Origin of the sequence: Saprospira grandis (genome assembly GCF_027594745.1) — a bacterium.
Taxonomy (GTDB): Bacteria; Bacteroidota; Bacteroidia; order Chitinophagales; family Saprospiraceae; genus Saprospira; species Saprospira grandis.
Genome location: NZ_CP110854.1, coordinates 3,159,863 through 3,173,445 on the forward strand (window position 1 = coordinate 3,159,863; position 13,583 = coordinate 3,173,445).

Below are 13,583 nucleotides of genomic sequence, written 5' to 3' on the forward strand. Positions count from 1 at the left end.
CAACCAACGACTTAAAACTAACCTAACGATCAGAAAATCCTCAATGTCCCCTCATTCAGGATCTGTTTTGCTAACTTAAAAATGGACAGTATGAAGTATAAAAGTTCTTATCTGCTCTTCTTGTTCAGTTGCCTTTTAACCTACTCCTGTAGCTCTGGTAACGATATGGATTTGCTCAACCTCCCTAAAGAAACCGTCTATATTTCCGACGGATTTTTTGAGGATGAAGACCTAAATGGTCAAGAAATTAGTACCCTCACCGAGCAAACTCGCCCCAAGGCGGGCCCCCTAAAAATGGCCCAGCTCAACCGCCCCTACAAAAGAAAAAGTAATAAGCCCGAAGAGCTGGCCAAGGCTTCTGTTTGGTATGCCATCAATGCGGTTTATCCAGAGCCTTTTCAGTCGCCAGGACTAGAGGTGCTCAAGGCGGATCTAGACGCTAGCCAACTGGTCATGGATCTCAAAATTTCTTGGCGAGATCAATGGGTGAGCCACCCCTATATCATCAAGGGCCAACTAAAGGTCCGACCCGACGGTAGCCAAGGGAGCTTCCGCATCAAAGAGAAAAACCTAGAGGCCGAAGCCCTAGAACTTACCCATGCCAATAGCCCCGCCCTGATCGAACTGCCACAACTCTAATATCTGGCCGCTTTCTAAAGGCGCAAAGGTAGCTTTCGTAATTATTATTTACGGAAGCTGCTTTTTTTTTGGATCTTTGGGGCCTCCGCAGCAAGCTGCGGCGCTATGTTGCGCAGCTCGCAGGTCTGCTCGGCCCTGCGCAAAAAAAGCGAAGCTTTTTTTGCTTGGTCTGGCCCTTCGGGCCACTGCTCCACAGCGCTAGGCCAAAAAAAACGCCTTGCAGGCGCCAAAATGCGGCCTGCGGCCGCAACAAAAAGGACCAAATTCCTTCGCATCACATCAGAACGCTAAAATAAAATGGCAAAAAAAGCAAATTATCAGCTCATCGCAGAAACTAAGGATTTTATTATCGTGAATAAGGCCGCTGGCCTGCTCAGCATTCCGGACCGCTTTCGCCCCGATGAAGTCCCCAATCTCTATCATATGCTAAAAGCTGATTTTGGCGAAATCTATATCGTCCACCGCCTAGATAAAGATACTTCTGGCATTATCTGCTTTGCACGAACAGCCGAAGCACACAAAAACTTAAGCCTTCAGTTTGAAGAGCGGAAAACCAAAAAGACCTATTGGGCACTGGTCCTTGGCCAACCCTATCCAGAAGAGGGCCGCATCGATGCCCCTATTGCCAAACATCCTACTATTGCTGGCCGTATGGCCGTCGCCCGAAAAGGCAAACCCTCTATTACCGATTACTCGACCCTAGAGACCTTTAAACAACATAGCTTACTCGCTTGCGATATCTTGACCGGCCGCACACACCAAATTCGCTTGCATCTCAAACATTTGGGCCACTCTTTAGTGGTAGACCCTAGCTACGGAGGCCAAGATCAGTTTTTCCTCTCCGAAATTAAGGGCCGAAAATATCGATCGGCCAAATATGCCGAAGAACGCCCCCTGCTAAAAAGAGTGCCCCTGCATGCCTACCAATTGCAAATTGCAGATCCTAGCTCTGGCGAAAGCTTGAGCTTTCAGGCAGAACCCCCCAAAGATATGCGGGCTACCCTCAGCCAATTGAGAAAATGGGCCAAGGCCTAAAGGCGCTTTGCTCGACTGCGGCAAAGCCGCAGTTTTTGTTGGCCTAGCGCTGTGGAGCAGTGGCCGAAGGCCAGACCCAGGCAGCTTTGCTGCCGCAGGGCCGAGCAAGCCTGCGAGCTGCGCAACATAGCGCCGCAAGGCGAAGCCGCAGCGGAGGCCCCAACAGAAAAAAATAAAACAAAAAAGCGCTAATCATCTTTAAGACGATTAGCGCTTTTTGAATAGGGGAGAGGGCCTAGTTTACCTCTACCCAACCGCCAGCTTTATTGGCAAAAATGCTATGGTCATACATGGCCTCACAAGACTGATGAGGCAGGTAAAAGCGGCCCTTATAGGCAGCATTCAAGTAAATTTTGAAGGTCATTTTTTGGCCTGCGCCCAAATCAAAGAAGCTATACACCCGATCATCGCGAATATCCTGATAATCGGCTCGGCTATTGCCTGCGCCCAAAGCGGCATTCATGCGGTTAGACAAAATCTCCCAACCGGCGGGAAAAACCTGCTCTAGGGCCAGTTCTTCATAGCGGCCTCTTTGGCCAGGGTTGGCCACCTCTACAATCGCAATAAAGTCGGTCCCTTGCTTAATTTGTTTAATATCGAGCTTTTTGCCCTCCAAATCTTGGTAGTTTACCGTCAATTTAAGGTCATTGCTAATTTCTTCAGTTTCATCTTGCAGGGCTTGTCCCTCTAGCAAAACCTGAACAAAAAGCGGCCCTCCTCCAGTATTTTTCACCTTGAGGGCTTCGGCTTGGCTACCAACGGGCAAGTCCGTTTCAAAAATGGGGGCTTCTTCCAAGCTCGCACTTTCGTTGAGCTGGGCAAAGCTAAAGCTATAGCTATTTTTGGCCTGAGCACCTCCTTTTTGTTGTTTGACAAAATCGGCTGCGGCCAAAAGGGCGTAGGCGGTAGACTGCGTAGAGTACCAGCGATCTGAGCTGAGTTTTTGGGCCAATTGCTGCAAGACTTTGGCGGCCTCGGTTTTTTGTCCCAAACGGTTGAGCGTTTCTAGAATCATGGCCTCATCTCGAAGGTCAGAGCCGTAGGTGTAGCTCATTTCTCGGTAGCTACCGACTTCTTTTGGCAGGTTTTTGCTCATGTTTTTGGCCAATTGGCTATTGCCCGTCAGGGCGTAGGCTGCGGCCAAGCGCCATTTGGCATTGCTAGGGAGCAAAGGCTGATTGCGAAGCAAGTTCATGGCCGCCAACTCCGATTTACCGGCTAGGGCCAAGGTATACAGACGATAAGCTTGCATCAAAGGGGCGTTAGCCTGTTGGTTGAGCTGTTCGCCTCTGGGCATTCTCCAAATGCGAGACATACTCTTTTGGTAATTGCTCCAGTTGTCGAGCATGGCTTGAGGAACCAAATAGCCCTCTTTTTTGGCTGCCAACAAAAAGTGTCCAGCATAACTACTGCCCCATTCAGAGGCTTCGTTTCCACCAGGCCAGTAGGCAAAACCACCCGTGGCAGTTTGGAAGCGGGCCAAACGCTTAATGGCCGCTTTTACATTTTGCTCGACTTCGGCCGATTCTTTTTTGCTTAATGGCATGAGCGAGCCCAAATACAATTGCGCAAAAACAGCAGAAACAGTTTGCTCAACGCAGCCATAGGGGTAGCGTTTGAGGTAGTGCAATCGCTTTTGCAGATTGAGGGCGGGAATACGAGAAAGCTCTAGGCTAGCGCGGTTGGTGCCAGGCATTCCAATGCGGGCCAGTGACTCTTCCCAGTTTTCGCCGGGCTGCAAGACGGCCGCATAGGTTTTGCTAATCCGTGGGTTGGGGTTGCGTACTTGGACCTCTAGCTCATAGCTAGCTGTTTTACCAGCAGCTTGGGCCACTACCTTAATTTTGGCTACGCCCAAACCTTCTGCGGCCTCAATATCAAAGGATAGCATTTGCTCTCCAACTTGATCAAAGCGGAGTTTTTTGCTTTTCTCTCCTTTAATCTGTAGTAATTCATTGGTCTCTAGACGAACCTCTACATCCTTAATGCCTTTTTCCATAGCAAAAACGGTAACGGGAAGGGCCAAGCGTTCCTTGGGCGATAGCACTCTAGGTAAGGAGGCCAAAGTCATAAGGTCCTTACGTACAGGAGTTGTTTTTTCCGCCTGTCCATAAGCAGCATCTTGGGCCGCCACCAACATAGTCCGAACCGAACCGATGTAGTTCGGAATTTTCACTTGATGTTCGGCTTTGGCTCCAGCTTTTAGCTCAAAAGGGCCTAAATAGCGAACCATAGGTTTAAAGCGGTTGGCTTTCTTGGCTTGGGCGGGGTCAATGCCGCTACCCCCACCAATAGTAATGATTCGATCTAGTTGTTGGCCAAAGGCACCCAAAACTTGCTCATAGAGGTCCCATGTTTTTACGCCTAGGGCTTCCTTTTTATAGAATTCGGGCCAAAGATCAGGCGTTTTGAAGCGAGTGAGGTCGAGTAAGCCCTCATCTACCATGGCAATAGTGTAGGTCATTGGGCGGCCTTTGGCCTCTTGGACCTTAATGCTAACGGTACTATTGGGCTGTAATTTACTAGGCATTTCTAGTTTGGGCTCTAGGCGAGTGGCGGGATCTTCTACACGGATTGGAATGACCCCATAGCTGCGGATAAGCAGGTCGTTGAGGCTATTCTGATGAGGTTGGACCAAGCTAATGTGCGCATAAATGGTGGGGCTCATTTGGCCATTCACCTTAAAGCGAATCTCTTGGATGCCCTTGGGGTTATCCTGAATCTTAATCCAGCGATGTTCCAAAATCTTTTTGCCATTTTCTAAGCTCAAAAGGGCACGGCCCGTTTTGCCAGCGGGCAATTGAAGGACCACCTCTTCGCCAGGGGCATAGACCTCCTTGTCTGCAGAAAAAGCAAGCATACTAGCGGCAGAACGATTACCAAAATCGCTATCATCCCAAGGCGAACCGGCATAGAAGAAGTCTCCAGTACAGTGTCCGCTGCTTTCTTCGGTAATTCGGACCATATAGCGGCCCCATTCTTCGGGTGTAACTTGATAGAGGGCTTTACCCTGGGCATCTGTGGTCAATTCTATGGTAGAAATAGCCCCTTTGTGGTAGCTACTGCTAAAACGAGAAAGGTTTTCATAGCCATTGTCCCACCACCAGCGCCAGTCTAGGCGATAGAGTCCAACTTTGACCTTTCGGTTGGCTAGGGGCTGCCCATTTTGGTCCAGCACCACTAAGTTGATTTTATTGCCATCTTTTACCTTGAGCGTTTTACGTCCCCCAGCATCTCTGGGGATCTCAATACCGACATAGGCCGTAAAGGGAGAAAAAGGCATAGAGAAATTATCGACGCTAAAGTCTCCACCAGATTCAAAGGCGCGTACATTAAAGCCTGCGCGGAGTTTACCCGCAGGTAGGGCCTCCATTTTGATTTCGCCCTGAAGTTGGGCAAAGCCCTGTTCGTTTAGGCTGGCATCAAAGATAGTAAAAGGGCTGCGGCTATAGTTAAGGCGAGTAGGATCATCAAAAACAAAGTCGGGATATTGCTCAAAATCAGTAGGCATGGGCTCTAGGCTCATTTGTACTCGGCTACGGATTTTGGCCGCAGGGGCGCCATGTAGCCATTTCACTTTGAGGTCGGCCTTAAGTTCTCGGTCTTCAGCCATGAGTTCCTCTTTTCCAAGGTCCAAGTCAATTTTGAGACGGTTGGGTTTTACCGTTTCAATCATGATTCTTTTGCTAAAGTTGAGTCCACCAGCGGCTACTTCCGCCGACCAGTTTCCGGTGGGGGCATTGTCTTCGGTCTTTATCTTAAAGCTATAGACGCCATTGAGGTGTTGCCCTTCTGTGCGGCTATAAACAATTTGTCCGCGAGGGTTGCGCAATTGCAGTTTTAGGGGATATTGCATGGGCAGGGGCTCTTCTTTGCTTTCCAAAACTACGGTTAAGAACAAAGAATCACCGGGGCGCCAAACGCCTCTTTCTCCATACAAGCTTCCTTTTAGGCCCTTAACGGTTTGGCTGCGGCTACCGCCTACTTCAAAGCGGCTTAGCGAAAGGTTGCCGCCTTTAGGCATGCGCAAATAGCCTTTTTGCTTATTGTATTCGGCAACGACCAAGCTAGGTTCATATTTGGTGGTCGTTTTGGCAAAGCCATCACTATCTGTTTGTAGTTCGGCCATCAGTTGCTGAAAACGGTCATAGATTTTAACGGTAGCTCGGCCAATCGGCTCGGTAGTTCTTAGATCGGTTAGGGCAACAAGCACTTCTTTATTCGGTCCTCTTTTGGCAATCATTCCAATATCGGAGGCCAAGAGGTTGCGGCGAACAAAGCGGCTATAATTATAATAGTCGTCTGTACAAGGGTCATTTCGGCGGCTATAGTTGTAGCTATAGAATTCGGGCCGTTCAAAAAAGCTAATGAGCTCTTGGCTTTCTTCATCTTCCTCATAAAGTGCTTGGGTGCTTTCTAGGCCCAAAGAGGCCGAAGCGCCACAACCAAAGGCTTGGTATTCTTTTCTAAAGGCAATAGCCACCTGATAAATAGCGCCTGGCTCTTGCTTAATGAGTTCGTCTAGGGCCAAGGCGTAGCGGGTCCATTCATTGGGGTTGGCATTGGGGGCTAGCTCTTGCAAAGAGACTCTTTTTTGGGCCACCACTCTGCCCATATAATTGAGGTATTCATCATTGAGGTCATTGTTTTGCAAAAATTGCAATACATTATTTTCATAAACCTTAATGACCTGCACATCTACCGCCTTGAGGTTGATGGCCTCAAAGGGGAAAAATAGCCCTTTGTTGTTGGGCAAAATGCTTCCTCGGCCCAATAAACGAACAGCAGGCTGTGCAGAGCGGAGCGCTAGGCTAAATTCTGCTTCTCCCTTGAGCTTATCTCCAGAAAAAGAGCGAATTCCCTCATTGAGGACCAACTTAAAGTCGCCCGTCGTATTTTTATTTCTAGGAATACATTTGAGCTCGTTCTTTTCAACAAAAATGTCAAAACGACGGCTCACCTCATAGTCCGACTGAAAAATGCTGATATAATCTAGTTCTCGCAAACTGTTATTTGGCAGAATAGCATTATTATTAAGTGTTGGTGTAGTGTATTGCGCCAAGGGCTGAGAAAACTGAATAGAAAAGTAGGGATAGCCTGATTCATCATTCAATACCTTGACTTGGGCCACAGTAAACAGCTCAGAAGGCATACTGATGGTATCTACGCCCTTTTTATCTAGGCCCAAAGCTTGTCCGTCCCAGCGCAAAAAGAGTTGGCCATCTTCGCCGCCTTTTTTGAGCTGAATATTTTTGACAGTAAACTGATGGGTTCTTTGGTCGGCCAAATGTTTCCAGACCAGCTCTAGGTTTTCTTGGCCCGGATAATCTAGCTGCAAGAGTTGCTGCACCAGTTCGGGGCTAGCCACATCGGCGGTATAAAGGGCGCCTTCTAGCTCTAGTTGATCGGCCTGATTGGCATCTGGAATAAAAATCCGTTGGCTGCTAATTTCAAAATCTTGGGGCAGGGCCTTAAAGGCGAATTTAAAGTTTTCTAGGCCCTCGGGTAGCTTTTTAAACAGCTTTTTGAGGTCTAAAACACCCCGAAAGCTTTGCTTTTGGGGTAGGTTTTCTGCGGGCTCAAAGCGTAGCGTAGCGGCGTCTTCCCAAAAAAGTTTTCCTTTTAGGGCGGGCTCAAAGCTCAGCAGATCGGCATTGGCGGCTTGGCCAATTTGGGCCTTGCTGGCCAAATCGGAAGAAAAGCGAATGCGGATGGGGTCGGCTGCAGAAATCAGGCCGGCGGTATAGGCCGAAATATAGTTTTTGTAGGATTCATCGGCTGCTTGAAACAGCTCTTCTTCTGTGGGCGGCTTGTTTTTTTTGCTACAAGCAGAAAGGCCAAACAGTAAAAATCCCGAGAGCAGTAGACTGCTCCAAAATAAAGGGGAGATAAGTTGACGCATGGGTAAGTATAATAGAGGTTAAGAAAGTTTTGTTTTGGGGCTGCCCCGCCCTTTGGGCGGGTCGGGCTGTGTCGTGGCTCGCAGGTCTGCTCGGCCCTTCGCAAAAAAACAAGTTTTTTGCTTGGTCTGCGGCTTCGCCGCACCACTTTCCATCCCTCAGCCAGGCGCTGCGCGCCTAGGCGGCGGCTTTGCCGCCTTTTTGGCCAGGGCCTTAGTTAATTAAGATAAAGCGATTCCTTTAGAATCTAAACAGAACGTCCTTTTATCTGCCCCGAAGCGAAGAAAAAAGGCCCAGGCGGGCCAGAATAGGCGGCGCAGCCGCCTTGGCCCCAAGGGCCAAATGGCCCAGCGCTGCGGAGCGGGTGGCCGAAGGCCAGACCAAGCCAGCGAAGCTGGCGAAGGGCCGAGCGAATAGCGAGCCCCGCAGCATAGCGGCGGCCGCCCCGCTGAAAAGGGCGGCCGCGGGCCCCAAATCCAACTAGTTAATCAAACCACCCACATTAGAGGCAAATAGTTTGATGGAAATGGCTAAAAGAATGACGCCAAAGACCTTTCGAATCACGTTCAGGCCCGATTGGCCCAGCAATTTTTCGATGCGGCCAGAGAGTTTGAGGACCGCATAGACCACAATCAGATTAACGATAATGGCAATAATAATATTGGGTAGGGCGTACTCTGCCCGCAAAGAAAGCAGAGAGGTCATGGTCCCGGCCCCCGCAATCAGGGGAAAGGCAATGGGCACAATTGAGGCCGTTTCGGGGGCATCTTCCTTATAAATTTGTATGCCCAGCACCATCTCGATGGCCAAGAAAAAGATCACAAAAGCACCCGCCACCGCAAAAGAACTGACATCAATACCAATGAGATTGAGAATTTCTTCTCCCACAAATAAAAAGGCAATCATGATAATTCCTGCCACCAAACTCGCCTTTTCGGATTGAATATGGCCCACCTTTTTGCGCAGGTCCAAAATGATCGGGATACTACCAATAATATCAATTACCGCAAATAAAATCATACTAGCCGTAAAGGCATCCTTGAAATTCATAAACAATTGTTTTAGAGCTATTTTTTATGCTTACTCAATAGATAGTAAAAAATGAGCGCAAAGCTATAAAAGTCCCTGATTTTCTGCCAGTCATCTACGTTATGATAAACTAAAGTAAGTCTTAAATTAAGGCTAAGAGAAGGCAATTTGCGGCAGCTCTGTTAAACAAAAATAAAAAAACACTTTTTTATTTGTCTGTCAATTTTTATATTTGTAAGTTTGTACTGTAACTATTACAGGTTCATAATAGTTAGTTAGGTTAATGTATTTTGGCAGAAGCGGGAGGCCTGAGGAGGTCGCCCGCTCTTTTTTTGCCCTAACCTGATCAGGGGCAAAAAAAATCCCTAGTTGCATAGCAACTAGGGATTTTTTTATTGGCTAAAGTAAAGGCTTAGTTATTGGCCTTAAATTTAGCGAGAGCGGCATTGAGTTTGGGCACCACATCGAAGAGGTCGCCAACAACGCCATAATCAGCAGCTTTGAAGAAAGGTGCTTCTGGATCTTTGTTGATCACAACGATTACCTTAGATTGGTTCACCCCAGCCAAGTGCTGAATTGCTCCAGAAATACCGATGGCAATGTAAAGCGTGGGACGGATAGCCACCCCAGTTTGGCCTACATGCTCATGGTGAGGGCGCCAGTGTACATCGGCCACTGGGCGAGAGCAAGCGGTAGCGGCACCAAGTGTACCCGCTAGTTCCTCGATGATTCCCCAGTTTTCGGGACCTTTCATACCGCGGCCAGCAGAAACCACCAATTCGGCTTCGGGCAAAGGAACGGCACCAGTAACGGTGTTTAATTCTTTTACTGTAATGCGGCCAGTAGCGGCATCTAGGCTTACTGATTCAACAGCAACAGCAGCGCCTACCTCAGTGGGGCGGAAGGTATTTCCGGCGATAGTCACTACTTTTTTGTCTGTTTTGAGGGCATAAGTGGCAAAAGCTTTACCAGAGAATACCCCTTTGCTGATATGCAAACCGCCATCGGCCACAGTAGGAACGCTAGTAGCGGCAGTCACCAAAGCGGCATCGAAGCGAGCAGCTAGGCGGCCGGCCAAAGACTTTCCAGAAGAAGAGTGAGCAAAAACGATAAGGTCAGCGCCAAATTTATCGGCCGCTTGGCCCAAAATGCTGGCATAAACCTGAGCGTCAAAATCGTTGCTAGCGTCTACATTGTAAACTTTAGCAGCGCCATAAAGGCCCAAATCGCCAGCGCCATCGGCTTGGCCAATTGTAAGGGCGATACATTCTGTACCCATAGCTTGGGCAGCCTGATAACCGTAGGCTACGGCCTCTTGGGCAATTTTCTTGATACTGCCTGTTAGGCTTTCGGCAAATACTAATACAGCCATAATATATTGAGATAATTTTTGGTCAAGGAAAAATTAGATGACTTTGGCCTCATTGTGCAAAAGTTGAACGAGTTCGTCCATATTGTCTGCATCAATAAGTTTAACATCGCCTTTTTCGGGCGGGTAGGCATAGCTCACCAATTCGGCACCTACAGCAGCTTCTACAGCGGGAACCACTTTGATGGGCTTACGCTTGGCCATCATGATACCGCGCATGTTGGGGATGCGTTGTTCGGCCATTCCTTTGGCGCAGCTCAATACAAATGGAGTATCTACAGTAAGTACTTCTTTACCGCCTTCAATATCGCGCTGAACAGTAGCGGTAGTTCCTTCTACGCTCATTTCGATACCATAAGATACGAAGGGAAGGTCGAGGTATTCAGAAACCATTGCGGGTACTTCAGAACCGTTGTAGTCGATGGTTTCTTTACCAAAGAAAAGAAGGTCAAAACCTTCTGCTTTGGCGTATTCTGCAATTTGTTTAGCAACAAAAAGCGAAGACTTGGCTTCGGCATCAATGCGTACGGCATTATCGGCACCAATAGCAAGTCCTTTGCGGATCACCGCTTCATTTTCTTTGGGACCAACATGCAAAAGGGTAACGGTTCCACCTACTTGCTCCTTGAGCTCGAGGGCGCGCACTAGAGCATACCACTCATCGTAGGGGTTCATAATAAACTGTACACCATTTTTGTCAAATTGGCTGTTATCTGCCGTAAATTTAATCTTGGCAGTGGTATCAGGTGTCTGGCTAACACACACTAATAACTTCATAGACGTTAGAATTGAAATTATATGATAATTGTTGGCCAGCGGGCTGGCCAAATTTTTTTTTGCTTTTTCGAGCTTCGCCAAATATAGAGAGTTGAAGCTGAAAATTATAATGCTAAACTACTTTTTTTGTTCACTGAACTATGGGCCAAACTATAGTAAATTCAGGCCTTCCAGCTTGCTTCTACCTCTTGCCAACGCTTTTTGCGTATGCGGTTGATGATGAGGTCTACACTTTCAATGACTAAATCATTGGCCAAATTATCTTTTTCGCCTTTGCTGTGCTCGCTCATCTGAAAAATAACCTCCAAAACAGCGGCCACGGTAGTTTCCAAAACCACCAAATGCTCTTTGTTGGCTAGGTCGGTGGTCAAGCGGTCAATCACTCCAAAGGTAATGCTCGAGACGGCCTGCTCTACATCCTGCTGTATAGATTTGCCCAAAACGGGAATCTTCTGCAGCCGCTTGAGCTCTTTGTTCCCATGCGTGATTTCCTCAATAATATCTTTTAAATAGGCCTGTATTTCATAGCGATGCCGATGATAATGCAGTTGTAAACCCGCCTGAATATGCCCAGCCGCCCAATCCGTTAGCTCCGCATGCTTGGGCCGAAATACATCCTGGGCCAAGGCTTTGGACAAGGGCGTCCCCCGCCGAATCTCAATTTTGGCCTCTTCCAATAAAGAAATCGCCACCCGATCAGAAATTTCTTCTACCGCAATGTTGTAGTAATGAATGACTAAACGAAATAGGCTGTAGTTGTACAAATTGATGAATTTCCATTTGTGCAAACTATACAATAATGCAATGACCCGCAAAAAACGCAAAACCCGAAAAGAACTCAAGGGAATACAACCCAAGACATCATACCAATGCACAATGGGGTAGAAAAACCACTTGGCATAACGCTTTTTCCAAATGGCCCACAACCAACGCAAACTAATTTCTACAATAAAAAAGGTCCCGAATATCGTCGACTCATAAAGCAAAAAACTCTGATGCACTTCCTCAAAGTACCAACTGCTAAATTTAGGCAAAAAGGCATCAAAGAGTTGTTCCCGAATGAGTTTGACGCCAAAAATTTGATCAAAGGCAATCCAACTCAAGTCCAAAACGACCAAAATTAACATCAATAGGTCCAGTAATATCGCCTGCCGATGGGCTATTTGTTCTCGCTGCTCTGCTGTACTCATATTCTTTTCTACTGCTTCTTTTTTATGATTTGGGGCTGCCCCTTCCGCAGGGTTGAAACCCAGCGCAAAGCGGCATCGCTTTGCGAGCTTATACAAAATGAGGGTTAAAACCCTCATGAATGATTGGTCGGGTCGGGCTGTGCAGGGGCTCGCAGGTCTGCTCGGCCCTTCACAAAACTTCGCTAGCGCTCGTTTTGTTCGGTCTGGCCTTTGGCCCCCCCTTTCCATCCCTCAGCCAGGCGCTGCGCGCCTTCTGGATCCCACTATTCGGCCAAGCCCTTGAGCAAGCTTCTTCTGTTGTTCTGCTCTAAGACCTTAAAGGTATAATTATACAAATTTTTTTGGTCCTTCTCATGGGCCTCCTCGCTCAATAGGGTCCAGTCTTCTGCCTTAAGCTCAGGAAAAAAGGTATCGGCCCCCTGTAAGTCAATTTCTACTTCTGTCAAATAAAGTTTATGGCAAAAAGGAAGCGCCTGCCGATAAATTTGCCCCCCGCCAATAATAAATACTTCTTCGCAGCCTTCCTTTTTTAGGGTTTTCAAACTCTCCCAAAGTGAGGGGAAAACCTCTATGCCTTCTGCACTGTATTTCTTTTGTCGGCTCAATACGATGTTACGCCGCTTGGGCAAGGGCCGCCCCAAAGAAACAAAGGTTTTTCGGCCCATAATGATGGGATGCCCTAGGGTGGTGGCCTTAAAGTAACGCAAATCAGCCGGCAAATACCAAGGCATTTTATTGCCCTTGCCAATGGCTCGGTTTTGGTTGCAAGCCACAATAGCAGATATAATCATAGCAAATGTTTGTTAGCAAAATAAAAGAAGTTCGTAACTATTGTTACAAGGAACAAGTTGGCAAAAGTTTAAGTTAAGTAAAAAAAAGTAGAGTTAGGGACTAGTTGAAATGCGGTCCCCAAAAAAAAGAACAATGAAAGCAAAATTTATTCGCCATCTGCAGGCAGAAATCGCTCAAAAATTACCCGGACAAGCCGCACAAAAAGAAATGATGGGCCAAGCCCTCGCCCGAAGAGCAGACCAAGAGTCGCGCTTCAAATTGCCCAAAAAATATAAAGAAGCGGCTACTTTGCTTTTGCTGTATATGCACAAAGGAGAATGGCATACGGCGCTAATGCAACGGCCCGCTTCGCCTTATCCCCATAGCAAGCAAATTAGCTTTCCTGGTGGGGGACTAGAGGTCTTTGATGCCGGCCCGGCCGCTGCCGCCCTCCGAGAAACAGAAGAGGAGTTTGGCGTTTTGGCCGAAACTGTAGAGCTCTTAGGCCCTATGACTCCACTCTATATTCCCGTGAGCAATTATTTGGTCTACCCCTTTGTGGGCTATTTAGAAGAACGACCCAATTTTGTTCCCGATGCCGAAGAAGTGGAAGAGATTATCGAAATCCCATTAGCCGAATTGCTCGATTCTACGAACCGAAAATCTAAGGATATTCAAACCTATAATGGCCGCATTTTGCCCAATATGCCGTATTTTGACCTTTGCGGAAAAACAGTTTGGGGCGCCACCGCCATGATGCTCAGTGAGTTTGTGGCCCTTTGCAAGGCCTTGGCCCAAGAAGCCGCCTGAAGAAATTAACCCCCAAAAAAAGGGCTGTCGATCATCGACAGCCCTTTTTTTATGGAAAAATAT

At 47.6% G+C, this 13,583-nt stretch carries 9 protein-coding genes; 3 read left to right on the forward strand and 6 right to left on the reverse strand.

The window, feature by feature from the left end:
• Positions 1-90 precede the first annotated feature (90 nt).
• On the forward strand, positions 91-639 hold the full coding sequence (locus OP864_RS12485) for a hypothetical protein (protein WP_270098501.1): 549 nt from the start codon (positions 91-93) through the stop codon (positions 637-639).
• Positions 640-936: 297 nt separating this feature from the next.
• The gene (locus OP864_RS12490) at positions 937-1,674 is read left to right on the forward strand and encodes an RluA family pseudouridine synthase (protein ID WP_270098502.1); all 738 of its coding nucleotides are present in this window, start codon (positions 937-939) and stop codon (positions 1,672-1,674) included.
• A 235-nt stretch (positions 1,675-1,909) separates the two neighbouring features.
• On the opposite strand, the gene OP864_RS12495 is transcribed toward OP864_RS12490, so the two are convergent.
• The 6 genes from OP864_RS12495 to OP864_RS12520 all read right to left on the reverse strand — a co-directional run bounded on the left by OP864_RS12495 (position 1,910) and on the right by OP864_RS12520 (position 12,730).
• Complete coding sequence (locus OP864_RS12495) at positions 1,910-7,576, reverse strand: alpha-2-macroglobulin family protein (RefSeq protein WP_270098503.1); 5,667 nt, start codon at positions 7,574-7,576, stop codon at positions 1,910-1,912.
• 478 nt (positions 7,577-8,054) lie between these two features.
• Positions 8,055-8,624, reverse strand: coding sequence for a MarC family protein (locus OP864_RS12500; protein WP_270098504.1), 570 nt, complete (start codon positions 8,622-8,624; stop codon positions 8,055-8,057).
• Between the two features lie 391 nt (positions 8,625-9,015).
• Positions 9,016-9,975 carry an electron transfer flavoprotein subunit alpha/FixB family protein gene (locus tag OP864_RS12505; RefSeq protein WP_270098505.1) on the reverse strand — a complete coding sequence of 320 codons (960 nt, stop codon included), beginning with the start codon at positions 9,973-9,975 and terminating at the stop codon, positions 9,016-9,018.
• Between the two features lie 33 nt (positions 9,976-10,008).
• A complete protein-coding gene (locus tag OP864_RS12510; protein ID WP_041329937.1) occupies positions 10,009-10,749 on the reverse strand; it encodes an electron transfer flavoprotein subunit beta/FixA family protein in 741 nt (246 codons plus the stop codon).
• A gap of 161 nt (positions 10,750-10,910) precedes the next feature.
• A complete protein-coding gene (locus OP864_RS12515) occupies positions 10,911-11,939 on the reverse strand; it encodes an ion transporter (protein ID WP_270098506.1) in 1,029 nt (342 codons plus the stop codon).
• 263 nt (positions 11,940-12,202) lie between these two features.
• Entirely contained in the window at positions 12,203-12,730 is a 528-nt protein-coding gene (locus OP864_RS12520) for a dihydrofolate reductase (protein WP_270098507.1), read from the reverse strand.
• A 133-nt stretch (positions 12,731-12,863) separates the two neighbouring features.
• On the opposite strand from OP864_RS12520, the gene OP864_RS12525 reads away from it, so the two are divergent.
• Positions 12,864-13,520 carry an NUDIX hydrolase gene (locus OP864_RS12525; protein WP_270098508.1) on the forward strand — a complete coding sequence of 219 codons (657 nt, stop codon included), beginning with the start codon at positions 12,864-12,866 and terminating at the stop codon, positions 13,518-13,520.
• The last annotated feature ends 63 nt before the right edge of the window (positions 13,521-13,583 follow it).

Excerpts from the sequence above, each read along its gene's own strand:
- OP864_RS12485 (WP_270098501.1), top strand. The coding sequence starts at position 91 with ATGAAGTATAAAAGTTCTTATCTGCTCTTCTTGTTCAGTTGCCTTTTA.
- OP864_RS12490 (WP_270098502.1), top strand. The coding sequence starts at position 937 with ATGGCAAAAAAAGCAAATTATCAGCTCATCGCAGAAACTAAGGATTTT.
- OP864_RS12495 (WP_270098503.1), bottom strand. The coding sequence starts at position 7,576 with ATGCGTCAACTTATCTCCCCTTTATTTTGGAGCAGTCTACTGCTCTCG.
- OP864_RS12500 (WP_270098504.1), bottom strand. The coding sequence starts at position 8,624 with ATGAATTTCAAGGATGCCTTTACGGCTAGTATGATTTTATTTGCGGTA.
- OP864_RS12505 (WP_270098505.1), bottom strand. The coding sequence starts at position 9,975 with ATGGCTGTATTAGTATTTGCCGAAAGCCTAACAGGCAGTATCAAGAAA.
- OP864_RS12510 (WP_041329937.1), bottom strand. The coding sequence starts at position 10,749 with ATGAAGTTATTAGTGTGTGTTAGCCAGACACCTGATACCACTGCCAAG.
- OP864_RS12515 (WP_270098506.1), bottom strand. The coding sequence starts at position 11,939 with ATGAGTACAGCAGAGCAGCGAGAACAAATAGCCCATCGGCAGGCGATA.
- OP864_RS12520 (WP_270098507.1), bottom strand. The coding sequence starts at position 12,730 with ATGATTATATCTGCTATTGTGGCTTGCAACCAAAACCGAGCCATTGGC.
- OP864_RS12525 (WP_270098508.1), top strand. The coding sequence starts at position 12,864 with ATGAAAGCAAAATTTATTCGCCATCTGCAGGCAGAAATCGCTCAAAAA.